The 20,928-nt window shown below is 54.1% G+C and carries 14 protein-coding genes and 1 pseudogene; 4 read left to right on the forward strand and 11 right to left on the reverse strand.

Going from position 1 to position 20,928, the window contains the following annotated elements; all coding sequences use genetic code 11:
* Nucleotides 1-17: 17 nt before the first annotated feature.
* From AC007G_RS00430 to AC007G_RS00460, 7 genes are all read right to left on the reverse strand, one after another.
* A complete protein-coding gene (locus tag AC007G_RS00430) occupies nucleotides 18-2,282 on the reverse strand; it encodes a ComEC family protein (RefSeq protein WP_142630867.1) in 2,265 nt (754 codons plus the stop codon).
* A gap of 209 nt (nucleotides 2,283-2,491) precedes the next feature.
* Complete coding sequence (gene ihfB, locus AC007G_RS00435) at nucleotides 2,492-2,779, reverse strand: integration host factor subunit beta (RefSeq protein WP_004100704.1); 288 nt, start codon at nucleotides 2,777-2,779, stop codon at nucleotides 2,492-2,494.
* A 151-nt stretch (nucleotides 2,780-2,930) separates the two neighbouring features.
* Nucleotides 2,931-4,604, reverse strand: coding sequence for a 30S ribosomal protein S1 (gene rpsA / locus AC007G_RS00440; RefSeq protein WP_004860074.1), 1,674 nt, complete (start codon nucleotides 4,602-4,604; stop codon nucleotides 2,931-2,933).
* A 136-nt stretch (nucleotides 4,605-4,740) separates the two neighbouring features.
* On the reverse strand, nucleotides 4,741-5,424 hold the full coding sequence (cmk, locus tag AC007G_RS00445; protein ID WP_032688594.1) for a (d)CMP kinase: 684 nt from the start codon (nucleotides 5,422-5,424) through the stop codon (nucleotides 4,741-4,743).
* Nucleotides 5,425-5,628: 204 nt separating this feature from the next.
* Entirely contained in the window at nucleotides 5,629-6,912 is a 1,284-nt protein-coding gene (aroA, locus tag AC007G_RS00450; protein ID WP_046852852.1) for a 3-phosphoshikimate 1-carboxyvinyltransferase, read from the reverse strand.
* A 72-nt stretch (nucleotides 6,913-6,984) separates the two neighbouring features.
* Entirely contained in the window at nucleotides 6,985-8,073 is a 1,089-nt protein-coding gene (gene serC / locus AC007G_RS00455; protein ID WP_142630868.1) for a 3-phosphoserine/phosphohydroxythreonine transaminase, read from the reverse strand.
* A 187-nt stretch (nucleotides 8,074-8,260) separates the two neighbouring features.
* Nucleotides 8,261-8,953, reverse strand: a complete 693-nt coding sequence (locus AC007G_RS00460; RefSeq protein ID WP_032695659.1) for a DUF421 domain-containing protein — start codon at nucleotides 8,951-8,953, stop codon at nucleotides 8,261-8,263.
* 115 nt (nucleotides 8,954-9,068) lie between these two features.
* Between AC007G_RS00460 and ycaO the strand changes: the two genes are divergently transcribed.
* The 4 genes from ycaO to pflA all read left to right on the forward strand — a co-directional run bounded on the left by ycaO (nucleotide 9,069) and on the right by pflA (nucleotide 15,347).
* Nucleotides 9,069-10,829: a 30S ribosomal protein S12 methylthiotransferase accessory factor YcaO gene (ycaO, locus tag AC007G_RS00465; RefSeq protein WP_142630869.1), complete on the forward strand. Its 1,761-nt coding sequence runs from the start codon at nucleotides 9,069-9,071 to the stop codon at nucleotides 10,827-10,829.
* A 384-nt stretch (nucleotides 10,830-11,213) separates the two neighbouring features.
* Entirely contained in the window at nucleotides 11,214-12,071 is an 858-nt protein-coding gene (gene focA, locus AC007G_RS00470; protein ID WP_032688598.1) for a formate transporter FocA, read from the forward strand.
* A gap of 51 nt (nucleotides 12,072-12,122) precedes the next feature.
* The gene (gene pflB, locus AC007G_RS00475) at nucleotides 12,123-14,405 is read left to right on the forward strand and encodes a formate C-acetyltransferase (RefSeq protein ID WP_032688599.1); all 2,283 of its coding nucleotides are present in this window, start codon (nucleotides 12,123-12,125) and stop codon (nucleotides 14,403-14,405) included.
* 201 nt (nucleotides 14,406-14,606) lie between these two features.
* Complete coding sequence (gene pflA, locus AC007G_RS00480) at nucleotides 14,607-15,347, forward strand: pyruvate formate lyase 1-activating protein (protein WP_032688600.1); 741 nt, start codon at nucleotides 14,607-14,609, stop codon at nucleotides 15,345-15,347.
* Nucleotides 15,348-15,459: 112 nt separating this feature from the next.
* Here pflA and AC007G_RS00485 read toward each other — a convergent pair whose 3' ends face one another.
* The 4 genes and pseudogenes from AC007G_RS00485 to dmsA form a co-directional block, all read right to left on the reverse strand.
* Nucleotides 15,460-16,608, reverse strand: coding sequence for an MFS transporter (locus tag AC007G_RS00485; RefSeq protein ID WP_032688601.1), 1,149 nt, complete (start codon nucleotides 16,606-16,608; stop codon nucleotides 15,460-15,462).
* Nucleotides 16,609-16,879: 271 nt separating this feature from the next.
* Nucleotides 16,880-17,743, reverse strand: a complete 864-nt coding sequence (locus AC007G_RS00490) for a dimethyl sulfoxide reductase anchor subunit family protein (RefSeq protein WP_142630870.1) — start codon at nucleotides 17,741-17,743, stop codon at nucleotides 16,880-16,882.
* A 1-nt stretch (nucleotide 17,744) separates the two neighbouring features.
* Nucleotides 17,745-18,362: pseudogene (locus tag AC007G_RS00495) on the reverse strand (DMSO/selenate family reductase complex B subunit).
* A 10-nt stretch (nucleotides 18,363-18,372) separates the two neighbouring features.
* Nucleotides 18,373-20,811 carry a dimethylsulfoxide reductase subunit A gene (gene dmsA, locus AC007G_RS00500; protein ID WP_099972851.1) on the reverse strand — a complete coding sequence of 813 codons (2,439 nt, stop codon included), beginning with the start codon at nucleotides 20,809-20,811 and terminating at the stop codon, nucleotides 18,373-18,375.
* Between the last annotated feature and the right edge of the window lie 117 nt (nucleotides 20,812-20,928).

Raw genomic sequence — 20,928 nt, forward strand, 5'->3', positions numbered from 1 at the left:
TGAAATAGCCGCATATTCTACCCGTTATCCACGGTCTCGCCAAACCACTGATGATACCAACGCGGTAAAAGTTGATCTCGTAAGCTTTGGATTTGCCAACCTTCTGTAGAAAAAATAACCGTAATTTGTCCCTGATGCGGCGTATCGAGCCAGCGATAGCCCTGCTGACGGTAGCGCTGTACCACTTTGGCCGCAGGCATACGCCAGGTATTATATCGCGAGGCCGACGCCAGCGCCGCCGCACCTCCGGTTCGCTGCAATAGTGCCAGCGAAGAAGAGGTATTGCTGCCATGATGCGGAACCTGGATAAGTGTAGACGCAAGATGCTGCCAGTAGTGGCTCATCATCGCCCGTTCCGCCGGAATTTCAATATCCCCGGTCAGCAGAATGCTCTGCTTTCCGTCATCAATACGGACCACGCAGGAGCGGTTATTGCCCGTCATGTCGGAATCCGGCAGCGGCCACAGCACGCGAAAAGTTAATCCACGCCATCGCCAGCTTTCGCCTCGCCGACAGGGAAGATGTCCCTGCCAGCCCAGCGGACTGCGGATCCAGAGCTCGGGCCAGGCCTTCAGCAGCGAATTGAGACCACCGCGGTGGTCAAGGTGTTCATGGCTCAACAAAACGCCCTCCGGGCGCAGGTTATGCCAACGCAGCCAGGGAATAATAATCTGCTGACCGCTGTCGCCATCGGGCCAGGCCAGTCCGGTATCATACAGGATTGCCGCCCCCTCCCGCTCAATGACCATGGTCAGCCCCTGCCCGACGTCCAGCATCGTAACCCGCCATTCATCTTTCACTCCGTGACGCCAAAAAGGCCAGCTCAGCAGCAGCGTACTGCTAAGACAAAGCGCCGGTAGCGAACGCCAGGCATGAAAACGCCATACCAGCAGCATCAGCCAGGGCAATGCGCTGAGCCCCGCCCAGCGAAAATCCAGACTGAGCCAGCCCTGCGGCAACAGACGCAAAAACCAGAATAATGCTGCCAGCAGTCGGTCAGCCAACCACCACACCGTCATTTCAACCTCGACGGGCCCGCTGAGATGCAGCAGCATCGCCAGCAGAATAGCGGGAACAACCGCAAAGGTGACCAAGGGTACGGCTATCAGATTTGCGGCCCAGGAAGTCAGGCTGATGCCGTGGAAAAGGAGAATCTGAATCGGCAATAGCAGAAACATCAGCCCAAGCTGCAGATGGCCTAAAGCGAGCACTTCGCGCCATGGCCAGCGCCACGCGTGCAGCTGCAGCGGCACCAACTGATACCAGAAAATCAGCGTTGCGACGGCGAAGATGGACAGCCACAAACTATCAGACAACACCGCCAGCGGATCGGCAAATAAGATCGCGCCAATACAACAGAGCCAGATCTGCCAGGACGACCAGCGTTTAGCAGATAGCCGTAGGCCCACCACGCAGCTCAGGGCTACGCAGGTCCGCAGCGCAGGCGGCTGCATACCGGTCAGCCAGGCATAAAATAGCGCGCAGGCCAGACCGACAAGTAGCGGCATTCTCCAGCCAATCCATCGGCACGGGAAAAAGAATTGCAGGCCCCGAACCACCAGTCCGCCGAGTATGGCGCCTAGCGCAATATGCAAACCCGAGATCGCCATCAGGTGCGATGTACCGGTCTCCTGCATCAGACGTTTGATATCCCCCGGTACAACCAGTCTCTCCCCCATGCCGAGCCCGAGTATCACCGACTGCCAGGGAAAAGCGTCCAGAGTGCGTTCCAGCGATGCCAGATAGCGTGCGCGGTAGCTGCACGTCGGATCTGATGCTTCAGCCGACGTAAAGCGCCCGATTAGCGAACGATGTTGCGCCAGGGCAAAACGCTGGCCGTCAAAGCCCCCTTCGTTGAGCTGGCTATGGATGGGGCGAAGACGAACGGTCATCTTCCAGCGCTGCCCGGCACATGGCAGGCCAGGCAGCGCGTTACCATAAAGAGTCACCCCTGGCGCTGGCCATAGCCTCTGCCCGTTGAAACGGAGAATATTTCCCTGGTAGGTGGTCTCCCCTTCGACTGCCGTTAGCTTAATCTCAACCTGCCGGTTGCCACCAGGTAGCACCTGCATCGGCCACAGCACCTGACGTGCGCTCAGCACGCCCCAGGCAAAAAACAGCATGGTCAAAGCCAGGTAACGTGCTGGCCCCCAGCGGTAAAACGCTATCAGGATCGCGCCACCGATAATAACCTGAACGGTGAGCGGTGTGGGCAGTTCTGGCAAGAACAACAGTGGGCAGATCCCGACAACCACGCACCCTGCAAGCTGTGATAAACGCATGTCCCCTCCCTGTTGACGGAGAGTATCGCGTGAAAGCTAAAGGTCGTCAGCGGTCGGCGGGCGGGTATGGATTTCGGCTTCCGAAAAACCTACGGGGTTGCAGCAAAACGAAGATGCTGCCGTGAGGCGGGGCAAACCAGAGACATAAAAAAAGCACCGCAGAGGTGCTTTTTTTATCATCGGAGTACGTTGTCGCGGCTCTGCGAAACTTACTCTTCGTAAATATTGGCGCGGTCGCGTAATTCTTTCCCTGGCTTAAAGTGCGGAACGTACTTACCTTCCAGTTCAACTTTATCGCCGGTCTTCGGGTTACGCCCGGTGCGAGGTGCTCGATAATGCAAAGAGAAACTGCCGAAACCGCGGATTTCAATGCGCTCACCTTGAGCAAGCGTTGAGGCCATATGTTCCAGCATTTCTTTAACAGCATCTTCGACCGCTTTCGCAGGAATGTGAGATTGCTGGCTGGCAAGTCTTTCTATCAATTCTGACTTGGTCATTATTCCTCCGGTTTCCTTCAAGGCAAAATTAGCTAACTGCTTTAAACAAGGGCGGCCGTAGCCGCCCTTTGTGCTTGATTACAGGACGAATCCTGCAATCTGTCAAGTAAACTCGTCGTAATTCAGGTTGTTGTAACCTGAATGACTAAGATTACTCGCCTTTAGCTGCTTTGAAAGCTTCAGCCATTGCGTTGTTAGAGAAGTTTGCATCTTCCTGTTTGTTAACAGTTGCGATGGCATCTTTCTCATCAGCTTCGTCTTTAGCACGAACAGACAGGCTGATTGCACGGTTTTTACGATCAACGCCGGTGAATTTAGCTTCAACGTCGTCGCCAACGCTCAGAACCAGAGTTGCATCTTCAACGCGGTCACGGGAAGCTTCAGAAGCGCGCAGGTAGCCTTCAACGCCGTCAGCCAGTTCTACGGTTGCGCCTTTAGCGTCAACTGCAGTGACTTTACCGTTGACGATTGCGCCTTTCTTGTTCAGTGCAACCCAGTTGTTGAACGGATCTTCTGCGAGCTGTTTAACGCCCAGAGAGATACGCTCACGCTCTGCGTCAACCTGCAGAACAACTGCTGCGATTTCGTCGCCTTTTTTGTATTCACGAACTGCTTCTTCGCCTGCAACGTTCCAGGAGATGTCAGACAGGTGAACCAGGCCGTCGATGCCGCCGTCCAGGCCGATGAAGATACCGAAGTCAGTGATAGACTTGATTTTACCTTCAACACGGTCGCCCTTGTTGTGGGTTTCCGCAAACTGCTGCCACGGGTTGTTTTTGCACTGCTTCAGACCCAGGGAGATACGACGACGTTCTTCGTCGATATCCAGAACCATAACTTCCACTACGTCGCCAACGTTAACAACTTTGGACGGGTGGATGTTTTTGTTGGTCCAATCCATTTCGGAAACGTGAACCAGGCCTTCAACGCCTTCTTCGATTTCAACGAAGCAGCCGTAGTCGGTCAGGTTGGTCACGCGACCGGTCAGTTTGGTACCTTCCGGATAACGCTTAGCGATAGCTACCCACGGATCTTCGCCCAGCTGTTTCAGGCCCAGAGATACACGAGTACGCTCGCGGTCGAACTTCAGCACTTTAACAGTGATTTCGTCGCCAACGTTTACGATTTCGCTCGGGTGCTTAACGCGTTTCCACGCCATGTCGGTGATGTGCAGCAGGCCGTCAACGCCGCCCAGATCAACGAATGCGCCGTAGTCAGTGAGGTTCTTAACGATACCTTTGACTTCCATGCCTTCCTGCAGGTTTTCCAGCAGCTGATCGCGTTCTGCGCTGTTTTCGGATTCGATAACGGCACGACGGGAAACAACAACGTTGTTACGCTTCTGGTCAAGCTTGATGACTTTGAACTCAAGCTCTTTGCCTTCCAGGTGCAGGGTGTCGCGAACCGGACGAACGTCAACCAGGGAACCCGGCAGGAACGCGCGAATACCATTCAGCTCAACAGTGAAGCCACCTTTAACTTTGCCGTTGATAACACCGACTACAGTTTCAGCTTCTTCGTAAGCTTTTTCCAGCGTGATCCAAGCTTCGTGACGTTTAGCTTTCTCACGGGACAGCAGGGTTTCACCGAAGCCGTCTTCTACTGCATCCAGAGCAACGTCAACTTCGTCACCGACCTGGATTTCCAGCTCGCCCTGGGCGTTTTTGAACTGCTCTGCCGGAATGGCAGACTCAGATTTCAGACCGGCGTCAACCAGTACGATATCTTTGTCGATAGCAACAACAACACCACGAACGATGGAACCCGGACGGGTTTCGATTGTTTTTAAGGATTCTTCAAATAGTTGAGCAAAAGATTCAGTCATGTTTAATCTTCAGGTTTCATATTTAACGTCCACCTGGCTCCGTGCCGGATGGGGTTGTTTAACATACCCGCTAACACTCCATTGCCGCGGGGGTACTGCTATAATTCTGAGGCCGTTTCGCTTCACCGCTTAGCGGTCAGGCGACTGCCAGTTTTTCGCGCGCATAGTGTAGCGCTTTTTCAATAACTTGCTCAATGTTTAGTTCAGTAGAATCGAGAACTAAAGCATCAGCGGCCGGGACAAGCGGCGCTACGCTGCGATTACGATCGCGATCGTCGCGCTCTTTTATCTCGGACAAAAGACGTTCAAAGTTAACACTAAAGCCCTTTTCCTGCAACTGCAGCATACGCCGATGGGCGCGCTCTTGTGCGGATGCATCAAGGAAAATTTTCACTGGCGCATCGGGAAACACGACGGTTCCCATATCGCGTCCGTCGGCAATCAGGCCGGGCAGTTCACGAAATGCGCGCTGACGACGAAGCAACGCTTCGCGCACGCGGGGAAAAGCGGCAACTTTCGATGCGGTATTGGCCACTTCCTGAGTACGAATGGCGGCGCTGACGTCTTCGCCTTCAAGAATCACTTCCAGACTGCCGTCGGTGGAGATAAACCGCACATCCAGGTGCGCCGCTAACGGTACCAGCGCCTCTTCAGATTCGACATCAACATGGTGATGCAGCGCCGCGAGGGCCAGAACACGATAGATGGCCCCGGAATCCAGCAGATGCCAGCCCAGCGCTTCCGCCATTGCCTTGCACAATGTGCCTTTACCTGCACCGCCAGGCCCATCAATGGTGATTACCGGAATATTTGCCGTCATCTTTTTCTCCTTCAGCAAGGCGCATAGAATATAAACGCCGCGCATTATACGCATCTCTACGCCGGAAAGTGAGCATTGCTTGCAAATTACGGACTACCAGAAATGAAACGCAGAAGAATTGCGCAATTATAGCGGGCTGACGGAGCGCCAGCCCGGAAGATGACAATATTTTACTTTTTCGTTTTGCTTTTGCGAAGGCGAACGTTACGCCAGCGTGCTGATCCGCGCCAACTGCCCGAAGTAATCCGGGAAGGTTTTCGCCGTGCATTTCGGGTCAAGAATAGTCACCGGCGTATCAGACAACGCCACCAGCGAGAAACACATTGCCATACGGTGATCGTTATAGGTGCCAATCTCGGCAAACTGCAGCGTCAGCGGAGGCGTAATGCGAATGTAATCCTCTCCCTCTTCCACTTCGGCGCCCACTTTACGCAGTTCGGTGGCCATCGCAAACAGACGGTCGGTCTCTTTGACGCGCCAGTTATAGATGTTGCGTAGCGTGGTAGTGCCCCTGGCAAACAGCGCCGCGGTGGCGATAGTCATTGCCGCATCCGGAATATGGTTCATATCCATATCGATAGCATTCAGCTCGCCGCGGGTACAGGCAATATAATCCTCACCCCAGGTGACGGTCGCCCCCATTTTTTCCAGGACATCGGCAAAACGAATATCGCCCTGCACGCTGTTGCGGCCGATACCGGTAACTTTTACCGTTCCACCTTTGATGGCGCCGGCAGCAAGGAAATAAGATGCCGACGAGGCATCCCCTTCCACCAGGTAATCACCCGGCGACTGGTACTGCTGATTGCCGCGGACAATAAAGCGCTGATAGGCCTGATTTTCGACCTCAACGCCGAATGTTTTCATCAGATGCAGCGTGATGTCGATATACGGTCTGGAAACCAGCTCGCCTTTAATCGCGATGACGGTATCCTGCGGCGCCAGTGGCGCAGCCATCAGCAGCGCGGTCAGGAACTGGCTGGATACGCTGCCGTCCACTTCAACTTCGCCGCCGGTAAAGCCGCCGCGCAGGCGCAGAGGCGGATAGTTTTCCTGCTCCAGATAATCAATCTGCGCGCCGCCCTGGCGCAGAGCGTCAACCAGATGGCCAATCGGGCGCTCTTTCATGCGCGGCTCGCCGGTCAATACGATATCGTTGCTGCCCAGACACAGCGCGGCGGCCAGCGGACGCATGGCGGTACCTGCGTTACCGAGGAACAGCTCCAGCGCACTGCCGGCCTGCAGCGGCCCACCGTTGCCGGTCACTTCACAGCGGGTACGGTCAGAAGACAGAACGTAATGAACTCCCAGGGCGCTCAGGGCATTCAGCATATGGCGTACATCGTCGCTGTCCAGCAGGTTGGTCAGCACCGTGGTGCCACGGGCCAAAGCCGCCAGCAGCAAAGCACGGTTAGAGACACTTTTTGACCCGGGCAGGTTCACGGTCCCATCGACTCGCGCAATGGGTTGTAACGTCAGGGATTCCATCAAACTTAACTCTCAAACAAACAGAATAAAAACCCCGCAGACCAGCCGCGGGGATGAAAAACAGGAGGATGATTAGCCGTGGCGGCGTTCAAAATCCTGCATAAAGTCGGTCAGTGCCTTCACGCCCGCCAGCGGCATCGCGTTATAGATAGAGGCACGCATGCCGCCCACTACGCGGTGGCCTTTCAGTGCATGCAGACCTGCGGCAAAGGACTCTTCAAGGAACAGTTTATCCAGCGCACTGTCGGCCAGCTGGAACGGGACGTTCATACGGGAACGGTTAGCCGCTGCCACATCGTTACGATAGAAGCTGCTGCGGTCGATCGTACCATAGAGCAAATCGGCTTTTTGCTGGTTGATTTTGTCCATAGCCGCCACGCCGCCCTGCTCTTTCAGCCACTTGAACACCAGACCGGCCAGGTACCAGGCGAACGTCGGCGGGGTGTTAAACATGGAGTCGTTGGCATCCAGTACGGTGTAGTCGAGGATTGACGGACAGGCGATGCTGGCTTTACCCAGCAGGTCTTCACGTACAATCACCAGCGTCAGGCCCGCCGGGCCGATATTTTTCTGTGCGCCCGCATAGATAACGCCGTAACGGCTGACATCAATCGGGGCAGAGAGAATCGTGGAGGAGAAATCCGCCGCAACCACGACGTCGTCAGCAAAATTCGGCGTTTCATCAATCGCGATGCCGTCGATGGTTTCATTCGGACAGTAGTGCAGATAGGCCGCGCCTGGCGTCAGCTGCCATTCGCTCATCGGCTTAACTCCGCGCAGGCCGTCAACCGTGATTTTCGCGTCAATGGAATTCGGCGAACAATATTTTTTCGCTTCTTTAATCGCGCTTGCCGCCCAGTAACCGGCATCGACATAGTCAGCGGTGGTTTTATCACCCAGCAGGTTCAGCGGAACGCCCGCGAACTGACCGCGACCGCCGCCGTGGCAGAATAATACTTTGTAGTTGGAAGGGATATTGAGCAGATCGCGAAAATCCTGTTCTGCCGCCTCGGCCACCTGGATAAACTCTTTACCACGGTGACTGATTTCCATGACCGACGTACCCAGACCATGCCAGTCACACAGCTCCTGCTGTGCCAGTTTGAGAACTTCCGCCGGCAGCATTGCCGGGCCCGAACTAAAGTTATAGACCTGAGCCATTTCCCCTCACCACGTTGCTATGTTGTCTGTCCGCGAACCATCGCGGGCATAAGTTATTCCTGTGGCTATCGGTTTTATCATTCAGTGACACGCACCGCAACGAGTAAAACTAAGCAGCCACGAAATGTGGCTGCCGTCACACAAAAGAATCTGCCGGCTTGACGTCATAAAACCGACATAATTGCTGTCAGGTGACTCTTTTCGCCCTGCTGGCCCGCGACCATTCTGCATTTGCGCAGCGCGGACATAATTGTTTATCCCCGGCGCGGAGCTTAAGAACTGCGCTACAACGTACGCAGGCATATTCATCGTCGCGCGGAATGGTGGCGAAGCTTGCATTATGGGGCGGAGGTAAAATAGACAGACCGGCTTTGACGTCCCGATCCGCATAGTAGTAGAGACTAATTTGCCCGTTCGTTTCCAGAATAGCCAACCGGACCTGTCCCAGCTGTTCGACGCCGTTGATCCGCAGTTCCATAAAAAACTCGAATTCGGTCATGTTTTCCGCCTGTAAATTCTTCCAGGCCAGTTCCCCCTGTTCGATGACCGGGATCGGTTTACCCTCAAGCAGGTTCTCCAGCGTCTCGCTTTTGCCCATCAGCCACATAATCAGCCGGTAAAGCAGCGCCAGAGTGACAAAAACCACCAGCACCGGCAGCATCGGGACATCGTCATAGAAAGCGACATCCCCCGCCGCGGAACCGAGGGTCAGGATAATGAGGACTTCAAACAGCGACATCTGCCGCACGCCGCGTCGGCCGGTGATTTTGAGAAAGATAAATACCAGGACAAAGGTGTATACGCTCCTGAGCGCCACCTCAGCCAAAAAATCCACTGGCACTTTATCCAACGCCATACGATGCCAATCAAATGCCTTCATGGTTAACGCCTGTACAGTTATCGGGTGTCAGTAAGGATAGCCAGACGATGGAGATAGCGCCGGTCATCTAAAAGCCGTATCATTGCGCGCTTTACGTACGATAAAAGTGATCGCCATGACTCAAACGTTTATTCCCGGCAAAGATGCCGCCCTGGAAGATTCCATCGCTCGCTTCCAGCAGAAATTGCTCGACCTCGGATTTAATATTGAAGAGGCCTCATGGCTGAATCCCGTACCGCACGTGTGGTCAGTACATATCCGTGATAAAGAGTGCTCGCTGTGTTTCACCAACGGCAAAGGGGCGACCAAAAAAGCGGCGCTGGCCTCGGCTCTTGGCGAATATTTCGAGCGTCTGTCCACCAACTACTTTTTTGCTGACTTTTGGCTGGGCGAAACCATCGCTAACGGACCGTTCGTCCACTATCCCAATGAGAAATGGTTCCCGCTGACTGAAGACGATAAAGTGCCGGAAGGTCTGCTGGATCCTCGTCTGCGCGCATTCTACGATCCTGACGATCAGTTGACCGCCAGCATGCTGGTCGACCTGCAGTCGGGCAACGACGAACGCGGCGTTTGCGGCCTGCCGTTCACCCGCCAGTCCGATGGCGAAACCGTCTATATCCCGATGAATATCGTCGGCAACCTGTATGTCTCTAACGGTATGTCAGCGGGCAACACGGCGAACGAAGCGCGCGTTCAGGCGCTGTCGGAAGTCTTCGAGCGTCATATTAAAAACCGCATCATCGCGGAGAGCATCAGCCTGCCAGAAATTCCGGCAGAGGTCATGGCGCGTTATCCTGGTGTGGTGGAGTCCATCAATAAGCTGGAAGCCGAAGGTTTCCCGATTTTTGCTTACGATGGCTCGCTGGGCGGCAAATATCCGGTTATCTGCGTGGTGTTGTTTAACCCGACGAACGGAACCTGCTTCGCCTCTTTCGGCGCACATCCGGACTTCGGCGTCGCCCTGGAACGTACCGTCACCGAGCTGCTGCAAGGCCGTAGCCTGAAAGACCTCGATGTCTTTACCCCCCCTACCTTCGATGACGAAGAAGTGGCCGAACACGCCAATCTTGAAACCCACTTTATTGATTCCAGCGGTCTTATCTCCTGGGATATGTTCAAACAGGATGCCGACTACCCGTTCGTCGACTGGAGCTTCTCCGGCACGACGGAAGAAGAGTTCGCCACCCTGATGGCTATCTTTAAAGAAGAAGATAAAGAAGTTTACATCGCCGATTATGAGCACCTGAGCGTCTACGCCTGCCGCATCATCGTTCCGGGAATGTCAGACATTTATCCAGCGGAAGATCTGTGGCTGGCCAATAACAGCATGGGCAGCCATCTGCGCGAAACCCTGCTCTCCCTGCCGGGCAGTGAATGGGAAAAAGAAGATTATCTGGCGCTGATCGAGCAACTGGACGATGAAGGGAATGATGACTTCACCCGCGTACGCGAGCTGCTGGGCCTGGCGACGGGCAAAGACAACGGTTGGTATACGCTGCGTATTGGCGAACTGAAAGCCATGCTGGCGCTGGCCGGCGGCGATCTGGAGCAGGCGTTGATCTGGACGGAATGGACCATTGAATTCAATGCGTCTATCTTCAGTGCGGAACGCGCAAATTACTACCGCTGCCTGCAGACGCTGCTGCTGCTCAGTCAGGAAGAAGAGCGCCAGCCTCTGCAGTACCTGAATGCCTTTATCCGTATGTACGGCGCTGATGCGGTTGAAGCCGCCAGCGCGGCGATGAGCGGTGAAGCGCCGTTCTATGGCCTGCAGGCGGTAGATAGCGATCTCCAGGCTTTCCCGGCCCATCAGTCTTTACTGAAAGCCTATGAAAAACTGCAGCGGGCAAAAACGGCATTCTGGGCTAAATAAGGCTTCATTTTACTGCCAGCCACATTATTTACGGGGTCGATAAAGACCCCGTTTTTCATCGCTAAGTAGACCCGCGCTAATTTGTGGTTGCAACGTTAATTTACAGTAAACTTTTTTTACGCATCAGCTTGGGATTGTTAATTTTAATAAAAAATACCCCATTTTAATTAACCGTCCGGAGCGGCCCAAAATGAAAAAAATCAACATAAGTTGTAAATTTTAAAATTTATTTTTTTCATCTAAAACAATCATTTATTTCCATAATAAGTCAAAACCACACATATTCAGGGCTTATAGTTCCGGTGGGATATGATCTACATCAATTTCCCTTCTATAATGCTTTGTTAGTATCTCACCGCCAACTTTTATAAAGAGAGAGTTAGTGTGAAAGCTGACAACCCTTTTGATCTTTTACTCCCTGCAGCCATGGCGAAAGTCGCCGAAGAAGCAGGTGTCTACAAAGCGACAAAGCACCCGATGAAGACGTTTTATCTGGCGATTACCGCTGGTGTTTTCATTTCCATTGCTTTTGTCTTCTATATTACGGCGACAACCGGCACTGCCGCGATGCCTTTCGGGATTGCTAAACTGATTGGGGGGATCTGCTTTTCACTCGGCCTGATTCTTTGCGTCATTTGCGGTGCCGACCTGTTTACCTCCACCGTTCTTATCGTCGTGGCGAAAGCCAGCGGACGAATTACCTGGGGTCAACTGGCAAGAAACTGGCTCAACGTCTATGTTGGTAACCTGATAGGCGCACTGCTGTTTGTATTGCTGATGTGGTTATCTGGCGAGTATATGACCGCCAACGGTGCCTGGGGCCTTAACGTCCTGCAAACCGCCGACCACAAAATGCACCATACATTTATTGAAGCCGTGTGTCTGGGGATCCTGGCTAACCTGATGGTCTGTCTGGCGGTGTGGATGAGCTACTCCGGCCGCAGCCTGATGGATAAAGCCATGATAATGGTTTTACCCGTGGCTATGTTTGTTGCCAGCGGCTTTGAGCACAGTATCGCTAACATGTTTATGATCCCGCTGGGTATCGTAATCCGCGACTTTGCAAGCCCGGAATTCTGGACCGCTATTGGTTCTGCTCCGGAAAATTTCTCTCACCTGACCGTGATGAACTTCATTACTGATAACCTGATTCCGGTAACTATCGGGAACATTATCGGCGGTGGTCTGCTGGTTGGGTTGACATACTGGGTCATTTACCTGCGTGGCGACGACCATCACTAAGGGCCGTTTCAGGCAGTAAATAAAAAATCCACTTAAGAAGGTAGGTGTTACATGTCCGAGCTTAATGAAAAGTTAGCCACAGCCTGGGAAGGTTTCGCGAAAGGTGACTGGCAGAAAGAAGTCAACGTACGTGACTTTATCCAGAAAAACTATACCCCGTATGAAGGCGACGAGTCCTTCCTGGCTGGCGCAACTGAAGCGACAACCAAGCTGTGGGACAACGTTATGGAAGGTGTTAAACAGGAAAACCGCACTCACGCGCCTGTTGACTTCGACACTTCCCTCGCATCCACCATCACTTCTCATGACGCGGGCTACATCAACAAAGCTCTTGAGAAAATCGTTGGTCTGCAAACTGAAAAGCCTCTGAAACGTGCGATTATCCCGTTCGGCGGCATCAAAATGGTTGAAGGTTCCTGCAAAGCGTACGATCGCGAACTGGACCCGATGCTGAAAAAAATCTTCACCGAATACCGTAAAACCCATAACCAGGGTGTATTCGATGTCTACACCAAAGACATTCTGAACTGCCGTAAGTCTGGCGTTCTGACTGGTCTGCCGGATGCGTATGGCCGTGGCCGTATCATCGGTGACTACCGTCGCGTTGCGCTGTACGGTATCGACTTCCTGATGAAAGACAAATACGCACAGTTCCTGTCTCTGCAGTCTGACCTGGAAAACGGCGTAAACCTGGAAGCGACTATCCGTCTGCGTGAAGAGATCTCTGAACAGCACCGTGCTCTGGGTCAGATCAAAGAAATGGCAGCGAAATACGGCTGCGATATCTCTGGTCCGGCAACCAACGCACAGGAAGCTATCCAGTGGACCTACTTCGGCTACCTGGCCGCCGTTAAGTCTCAGAACGGTGCAGCAATGTCCTTCGGTCGCGTATCCACCTTCCTGGATGCCTACATCGAACGTGATATCAAAGCAGGCAAAATCACTGAACAAGACGCTCAGGAAATGATTGACCACCTGGTCATGAAACTGCGTATGGTTCGCTTCCTGCGTACTCCGGAATATGATGAACTGTTCTCCGGCGACCCGATTTGGGCAACGGAATCCATCGGTGGTATGGGCGTTGACGGCCGTACTCTGGTCACCAAAAACAGCTTCCGCTTCCTGAACACCCTGTACACCATGGGTCCTTCTCCGGAGCCGAACATCACCGTTCTGTGGTCTGAAAAACTGCCGCTGAACTTCAAGAAATTCGCCGCTAAAGTGTCTATCGATACCTCTTCTCTGCAGTACGAGAACGATGACCTGATGCGTCCGGACTTCAACAACGACGACTATGCTATCGCATGCTGCGTAAGCCCGATGGTTGTTGGTAAGCAAATGCAGTTCTTCGGTGCTCGCGCTAACCTCGCGAAAACCATGCTGTACGCTATCAACGGCGGCGTTGATGAAAAACTGAAAATGCAGGTTGGTCCGAAATCTGAACCAATCAAAGGCGACGTTCTGAACTTCGACGAAGTTATGGAGCGTATGGATCACTTCATGGACTGGCTGGCTAAGCAGTATGTCACCGCCCTGAACATTATCCATTACATGCACGACAAGTACAGCTACGAAGCCTCTCTGATGGCGCTGCACGACCGTGACGTCATTCGTACCATGGCATGCGGTATTGCTGGCCTGTCCGTTGCGGCTGACTCCCTGTCTGCTATCAAATATGCGAAAGTTAAACCGATTCGTGACGAAGACGGCCTGGCCGTTGACTTCGAAATCGAAGGTGAATACCCGCAGTTTGGTAACAACGACTCTCGCGTTGATGACATGGCGGTTGACCTGGTAGAACGTTTCATGAAGAAAATTCAGAAACTCACTACCTATCGTAACGCTATCCCGACTCAGTCCGTTCTGACCATCACCTCTAACGTGGTTTATGGTAAGAAAACCGGTAACACCCCTGACGGTCGTCGTGCTGGCGCGCCGTTCGGACCAGGTGCTAACCCAATGCACGGCCGTGACCAGAAAGGTGCTGTTGCCTCTCTGACCTCCGTTGCTAAACTGCCGTTTGCTTACGCTAAAGATGGTATTTCTTACACCTTCTCTATCGTGCCGAACGCACTGGGTAAAGACGACGAAGTGCGTAAAACCAACCTTGCTGGCCTGATGGATGGTTACTTCCACCACGAAGCGTCAATCGAAGGCGGTCAGCACCTGAACGTCAACGTGATGAACCGCGAAATGCTGCTCGACGCGATGGAAAACCCGGAAAAATATCCGCAGCTGACCATCCGTGTATCTGGCTATGCAGTACGTTTTAACTCCCTGACTAAAGAACAGCAGCAGGACGTTATCACTCGTACCTTCACTCAGACCATGTAATGGTTGTGACTGAAATCGCGATTTAAAAAGCGTACAATAAAGGCTCCACGCAAGTGGGGCCTTTTTAGCACCTCCCGTACTACAGTCTCTTTTGCCCGCTATCTATACTGCATGGATAACAGCCAAAACAGACTTAACACAGCCGGTTTGAGCTGTGCATACACAGGCCCCGGACGGGCCGAATCTGGAGATATCACCGCAATGTCAACTATTGGTCGTATTCACTCCTTTGAATCCTGCGGCACTGTCGATGGCCCAGGGATCCGCTTTATCACCTTTTTCCAGGGCTGCCTGATGCGCTGCCTGTATTGCCACAACCGTGACACCTGGGATACCCATGGCGGCACCGAAGTCACCGTCGAAAGCCTGATGAAAGAGGTTGTGACCTATCGCCACTTTATGAACGCTTCCGGCGGCGGCGTGACGGCATCGGGCGGTGAGGCAATTTTGCAGGCCGAGTTCGTGCGCGACTGGTTCCGCGCCTGCCGCAAAGAAGGCATTCATACTTGCCTTGATACCAACGGCTTTGTCCGGCGCTACGACCCGGTGATTGACGAGCTGCTTGAAGTGACCGATCTGGTCATGCTCGACCTCAAACAGATGAATGATGAGATCCATCAGAATCTGGTTGGCGTGTCTAACCACCGTACGCTGGAGTTTGCCCGCTACTTATCGAATAAAAACATCAAAGTCTGGATTCGTTACGTGGTGGTTCCCGGTTGGTCAGACGATGATGATTCCGCGCACCGCCTCGGCGAGTTTACCCGCGATATGGGCAATGTCGAAAAAATCGAGCTGCTGCCCTATCACGAGTTAGGCAAGCACAAATGGGTGGCGATGGGTGAAGAGTACAAGCTCGATGGCGTACACCCGCCGAAGAAAGAGACGATGGAGCGGGTCAAAGGCATTCTGGAGCAGTATGGCCATAAGGTGATGTACTAATCCACGCCCCTTCCCCTACATTACGGCTGCCGCTTCAGGCAGCCGTTTTGCTTTCTGTCGGAGAAAACAGCGGACGGGAAGCGGTAGACGCTCCCTTTTTATGATCACAATATCAGGCGTGCGCCACCGGCGTCGGATGGTGCCCCGCTTTACGCAGCAGCGTCAGCAGATAAATAAACGACACGCTGGCAATCATGATAAATAGCAGATTGTCGGAGAAATTCTGCATCAGCATGGCGGTGAAGGTTGGCCCGAGCAGACTGCCGACGGTATAGCTCATCAGTAACGCCTGGTTCATGGCGACCAGCTGATGGCGCTCGACTTTCTCACAGGCCCAGGCCATTGCCACCGGGTACAGCGTGAAGCCCGATGCGCCAAGGATAAACAGCGCCGGAGCCATTGCCGCGCCGCTAAGCATAGCCAGGCACCCTAAAATCACCACAAAAACCTGAACGCGCAACACCAGCAAGCGCCCATAGCGGTCGGCCATACGGCCGATCGGCCACTGGCCCAGAATACCTGCGCTGACCATAACCGCCATCCAGAAACCGATGCCGGAGTCACTTACGCCCTGATGGTTCAACCACAGCGGCATCAATCCATACAGCGACCCGAGAACAATTCCGGAGATAATGCAGCCGTTCACGCCATGGCGGGCCTGACGCAGCCTGAGCATTGGCCAGATCCGCGCCGGCTCATGCTGTTCATCACTTTGATTCACTACGCGGGTAAACAGCAGAGGCAGAATCGCTGCCAGCGCCAGCGCAGTCACCCACGGCAGCACGCTCATCAGGTCCGTCGGCAGTTTGCTGACCATCAGTTGACCCAGCACGGTTCCCACATAGTAAACCATCATATAGGCGGCCAGCAGACGACCGCGGCTACGCGACGTTCCGCTGCACACCAGGGCGCTTTCGACCACGACCCAAATCATCGCGCAGCCAACGCCAGCGAGAAAGCGCCAGCTGAACCAGGTCCAGAAACCGAGGGTAATACCCAGTCCGACGCAGCCCACCGCAAAGATCAGCGACGCAAGATAATAGCTGCGGTTAAATCCCAGACGCTTAATCACCCATCCGGCCAGCAGCGTCCCCACCAGGTTACCGGTGAAATAGGACGAGCCCACCATTCCGACCTGCCAGGTTGGCATATTTTCATGGGCGAGCCAAAGCGGGACGAGGGTATTTAAAACCGCAATCGCCAGCGTCAACAGAAGCAGGCCGCAGAGCAACATTTGCACCGGCCGGGTGTAGATGGACATGGATATAACCGTGAGGAAGTTTAGATTTCGTGCGCATCATGCCACCGCTAAAAACATTGTCAATCCACCAGAAATCAGGCGGGACGCGGTTTCACGGGCAACGATAGAAGTTTTTCATCCAGCGGAGCGACAACAGAATTATTCTTTATATTATTCCATTGTTTTTATTAATTTATTGAAAAAAAACGGCGGGAATATCAGTAGAAAAATTTCATGAATCAACAGCACTTTTTTGTTGCGCCAGAACCGGACGTTCTGGCGCAACGGACGATCAGCTGGCGATAGCCATACCGACCGTCATATGCAGACCGTAGAAGATGCCACGCCCTACCATCTCGCCCACCAGTACCAGCACGAATGCCAGACTTAACAGCGGCACGGCGGGCTGATAGCCTTTGAGCAGCGGAACAACCCAGCATGCCAGAGCCAGTACCAGCGCAACCACACGCCAGGCCATCAGTGAGCCATAATCCGGCACCAGCGCGGAAGCTTGCTGAATAGAGCTGTGAATCGTCGGCAGCTCGCTGCCTTGCATCAGGGCCACAATCACGCTGGCCACCAGCGCCAGCAGCGTGACCACCGGCAACAGACGCATCGCCCAACCGTCAACTCCCGCCACGCGCAGCAACAGATAGCCCAGCAGCGGGCCGCCGAGAAACAGGGTCAGGAAGAAGCTCAGCGGCGTCCAGACGGTATACCAGGTCGGTACGGTATCAATGGTGTTATACACCCGCACCATCATCCAGACGAAGATAATACCCAGCGCCATCGTCGCGACCAGCCAGAGGCTGCGCAGCCCGGCCGGCAGTCTCTTCATCACCGCCAGCAGCCAGCCAATTCCGCCGACGGCGAAAAAGAGGGCACCGCTGGCAATTTCGTTACTCAACGACGACGCACCAATCCGGTTAAGCGAGTTAAAAGCCCGCATCGGCGATCCCAGGTGCATCGTGGAGGCGATAAACCCAATCCCCATCAGCACCCACAAGCCAAACATGCTCAGCACCACGCGCTGCTGCTGCTCATTCGACAAACCGCCTTTCATCAGCGCCAGTGCCACGACGATAAAACCGCCCGCCACACATTGTCCAAAGACCGTGAAGATCATCAGCGGCCATTCATGCCATCCACTTCCCATCTCACACCTCCTTCGGGTTGGCCAGATAGCCGGTTGTATCACCGCACGGACGACTATTGGCGTTCGGTTTAATGACAATGCTGGGTTTTGTAAAGTGCGCGGATGGCAGCGGCGCAACCGCAGCCAGTTCGCCATGTTTCTTGCGCAGCTCTTCGATAGGGCCAAAGTCCAGCGCGCGCAGCGGGCAGGATTCGACGCAAATGGGTTTTTTACCCTCGGCAACGCGCTAGTAGCAGCCATCACACTTGGTCATATGCCCTTTCGCGGCATTGTACTGCGGCGCACCGTACGGGCAGGCCATATGACAATAGCGACAGCCGATGCACACATCTTCATCAACCACGACAAAACCGTCATCGCGTTTATGCATAGCGCCGCTCGGGCACACTTTGGTGCAGGCCGGGTCTTCGCAATGGTTACAGGCGATGGATAAGTAATAGGCAAAGACGTTCTGATGCCAGACGCCGTTGTCCTCCTGCCAGTCGCCGCCCGCATATTCATAAATGCGGCGGAAGCTGACGTCCGGCGTTAAGTTTTTGAAGTCTTTACAGGCCAGCTCGCAGGTTTTACAACCGGTGCAACGAGCAGAATCGATAAAAAATCCGTATTGAGTTGTCATCGGTTATTCCTTACAGCTTCTCAACCTGGACCAGGTTGGTGTGCGATGGGTTACCTTTCGCCAAAGGCGACGGGCGTTGGGTGGTGAGCACGTTGATGCTCCCCGCCTGATCCACGCGTCCTGCGTCCGGGTTATACCAGGCGCCCTCACCCAGCGCGACAACGCCAGGCATCATCCGCGGCGTCACTTTGGCTTCGATATGCACTTCGCCGCGATCGTTGTAAATACGGATGCGATCGCCGTTGGCAATGCCGCGTTGTTTCGCGTCGAGCGGGTTAATCCACATCTCCTGACGACAGGCGGCCTTCAGCACATCGACGTTGCCGTAGGTGGAGTGAACGCGCGACTTGTAGTGAAAACCGGTCAGCTGCAGCGGGAATTTCGCCGTCAGCGGATCGTTATAGTTTTCGAAACCTGGCGTATAAATCGGCAGCGGATCGATCACATCGCCATCGGGGAGTTCCCAGGTGGCGGCAATTTTCGCCAGCGCCTGGGAATAGATCTCAATTTTGCCCGACGGGGTCTCCAGCGGATTAGCCTGCGGATTGTCACGGAATGCCTTATAGGCGACATGATGCCCTTCCGGGTCGCGCTGCTTGTAAATCCCCTGCTGACGGAAGGTATCGAAGTCAGGCAAATCGGGAATAGCCTTGCGGGAAAGCTCGTGCAGATAGCGCATCCAGCCTTCCTGAGTGCGGCCTTCGGTAAACTTCTGCTCCACGCCCATGCGTTTTGCCAGTTCCGTGGTCATGTCATAAATCGTTTTGCACTCAAAACGCGGTTTAATCACCTGGTCGGTGAAGATGACGTAGGACATGTTGCCGCAGGAAGCATCCAGCGCGAAGTCCATCTGTTCGGAAGCGGTGCAGTCCGGCAGCAGGATATCGGCATATTTTGCCGACGATGTCATGTGGCAGTCGATCACCACGATCATTTCGCACTTCTTATCATCCTGCAGGATTTCATGGGTGCGGTTGATATCAGAGTGCTGGTTAATCAGACAGTTACCGGCATAGTTCCAGATCATTTTAATCGGGACGTCCAGTTTATCTTTACCGCGCACGCCGTCACGCAGCGCCGTCATCTGTGGACCACGTTCAATCGCGTCGGTCCACATAAACATCGAGATGCTGGTCTCAACGGGGTTCTCCAGCGTCGGCATACGCTCAAAAGGCAGGTCGTACGAACCTTCACGCGCGCCGGTATTACCTCCGTTGATGCCAACGTTACCGGTCAGAATCGACAGCATCGAGATAGCGCGGGTGGCGATTTCCCCATTCGCATGACGCTGCGGCCCCCAGCCCTGGCTGATAAAGGCAGGTTTGGCTGTCGCAATTTCGCGTGCCAGCTGCACAATACGCTCGACCGGAATCCCGGTAATCGTCGATGCCCACTGCGGCGTTTTGGCAGTACCGTCGCTACCCTGACCGAGGATGTAAGCCTTGTAGTGGCCGTTGGCCGGCGCATCGGCAGGCAACGTTTTCTCGTCATAGCCGACGCAGTATTTATCGAGGAACGGCTGATCGACCAGGTTTTCGGTGATCATCACCCAGGCGAGCGCGGAAACCAGCGCGGCGTCGGTGCCTGGTCGAATCGGTATCCACTCATCTTCACGACCGGCGCCGGTATCGGTATAGCGCGGATCGACGATGATCATCCGGGCATTGGATTTTTGTCGCGCTTGCTCCAGGTAGTACGTTACCCCGCCGCCGCTCATCCGCGTTTCGCCGGGGTTGTTGCCGAACAGCACCACCAGTTGGCTGTTTTCGATATCCGATGGGCTGTTACCGTCGGCCCAGCCGCCGTAGGTGTAATTCAGGCCCGCGGCAATTTGCGCCGATGAATAATCGCCATAGTGGTTAAGGTAACCGCCGCAGCAGTTCATCAGACGTGCGATGAGCGTTTTTCCCGGTGGCCAGGAGCGGGTCATGGTGCCGCCAAGAGTACCGGTACCGTAATTCAGATAGATAGATTCGTTACCGTAATCTTTAATCAGGCGCTGCATATTGCTGGCGATAGTATCGAATGCTTCTTCCCAGCTGATGCGCTCAAATTTTCCTTCCCCGCGTTTGCCAACGCGCTTCATGGGATACTTCAGACGATCGGGGTTGTAGACACGGCGACGCATGGAACGCCCGCGCAAACAGGCGCGTACCTGATGCAGGCCGTCATAGTTGTCGTCGCCGGTATTATCCGTTTCAACGTATTTAATTTCGCCATCAACCACATGCATACGCAGCGGACAACGGCTGCCGCAGTTCACGGTACAGGCACTCCAGGTGACCGTTTCCTTCACCGGCGCCAGAGCGTCTGCAGCATGGGCAATGCGTGTAAACGGTAGGGTAAATGCGCTGCTGGCCATCGCCAGACCGCCAATTGCCGTGGTTTTCATTAAACCACGCCGGCTTACTTCGGCAGCCAGTAAAGCATCGGGGGCTTTAATTTTCATGGATACTCGCTTTGGTTGCTCACAATTCACTGACAATCGTTATATAGATATATATATAACGAATTTAATCTTTTATAGTTTTTTATGCTGCGCTAACACCAAGGGAGTATGGGGGGA

This window comes from Klebsiella sp. CSG-1, assembly GCF_056521145.1.

What these genes read in the sequence shown, in the direction of transcription:
- AC007G_RS00430 (WP_142630867.1), bottom strand. Translation starts at nt 2,282, where the DNA reads ATGCGTTTATCACAGCTTGCAGGGTGCGTGGTTGTCGGGATCTGCCCA.
- ihfB (WP_004100704.1), bottom strand. Translation starts at nt 2,779, where the DNA reads ATGACCAAGTCAGAATTGATAGAAAGACTTGCCAGCCAGCAATCTCAC.
- rpsA (WP_004860074.1), bottom strand. Translation starts at nt 4,604, where the DNA reads ATGACTGAATCTTTTGCTCAACTATTTGAAGAATCCTTAAAAACAATC.
- cmk (WP_032688594.1), bottom strand. Translation starts at nt 5,424, where the DNA reads ATGACGGCAAATATTCCGGTAATCACCATTGATGGGCCTGGCGGTGCA.
- aroA (WP_046852852.1), bottom strand. Translation starts at nt 6,912, where the DNA reads ATGGAATCCCTGACGTTACAACCCATTGCGCGAGTCGATGGGACCGTG.
- serC (WP_142630868.1), bottom strand. Translation starts at nt 8,073, where the DNA reads ATGGCTCAGGTCTATAACTTTAGTTCGGGCCCGGCAATGCTGCCGGCG.
- AC007G_RS00460 (WP_032695659.1), bottom strand. Translation starts at nt 8,953, where the DNA reads ATGAAGGCATTTGATTGGCATCGTATGGCGTTGGATAAAGTGCCAGTG.
- ycaO (WP_142630869.1), top strand. Translation starts at nt 9,069, where the DNA reads ATGACTCAAACGTTTATTCCCGGCAAAGATGCCGCCCTGGAAGATTCC.
- pflB (WP_032688599.1), top strand. Translation starts at nt 12,123, where the DNA reads ATGTCCGAGCTTAATGAAAAGTTAGCCACAGCCTGGGAAGGTTTCGCG.
- pflA (WP_032688600.1), top strand. Translation starts at nt 14,607, where the DNA reads ATGTCAACTATTGGTCGTATTCACTCCTTTGAATCCTGCGGCACTGTC.
- AC007G_RS00485 (WP_032688601.1), bottom strand. Translation starts at nt 16,608, where the DNA reads ATGTCCATCTACACCCGGCCGGTGCAAATGTTGCTCTGCGGCCTGCTT.
- AC007G_RS00490 (WP_142630870.1), bottom strand. Translation starts at nt 17,743, where the DNA reads ATGGGAAGTGGATGGCATGAATGGCCGCTGATGATCTTCACGGTCTTT.
- dmsA (WP_099972851.1), bottom strand. Translation starts at nt 20,811, where the DNA reads ATGAAAATTAAAGCCCCCGATGCTTTACTGGCTGCCGAAGTAAGCCGG.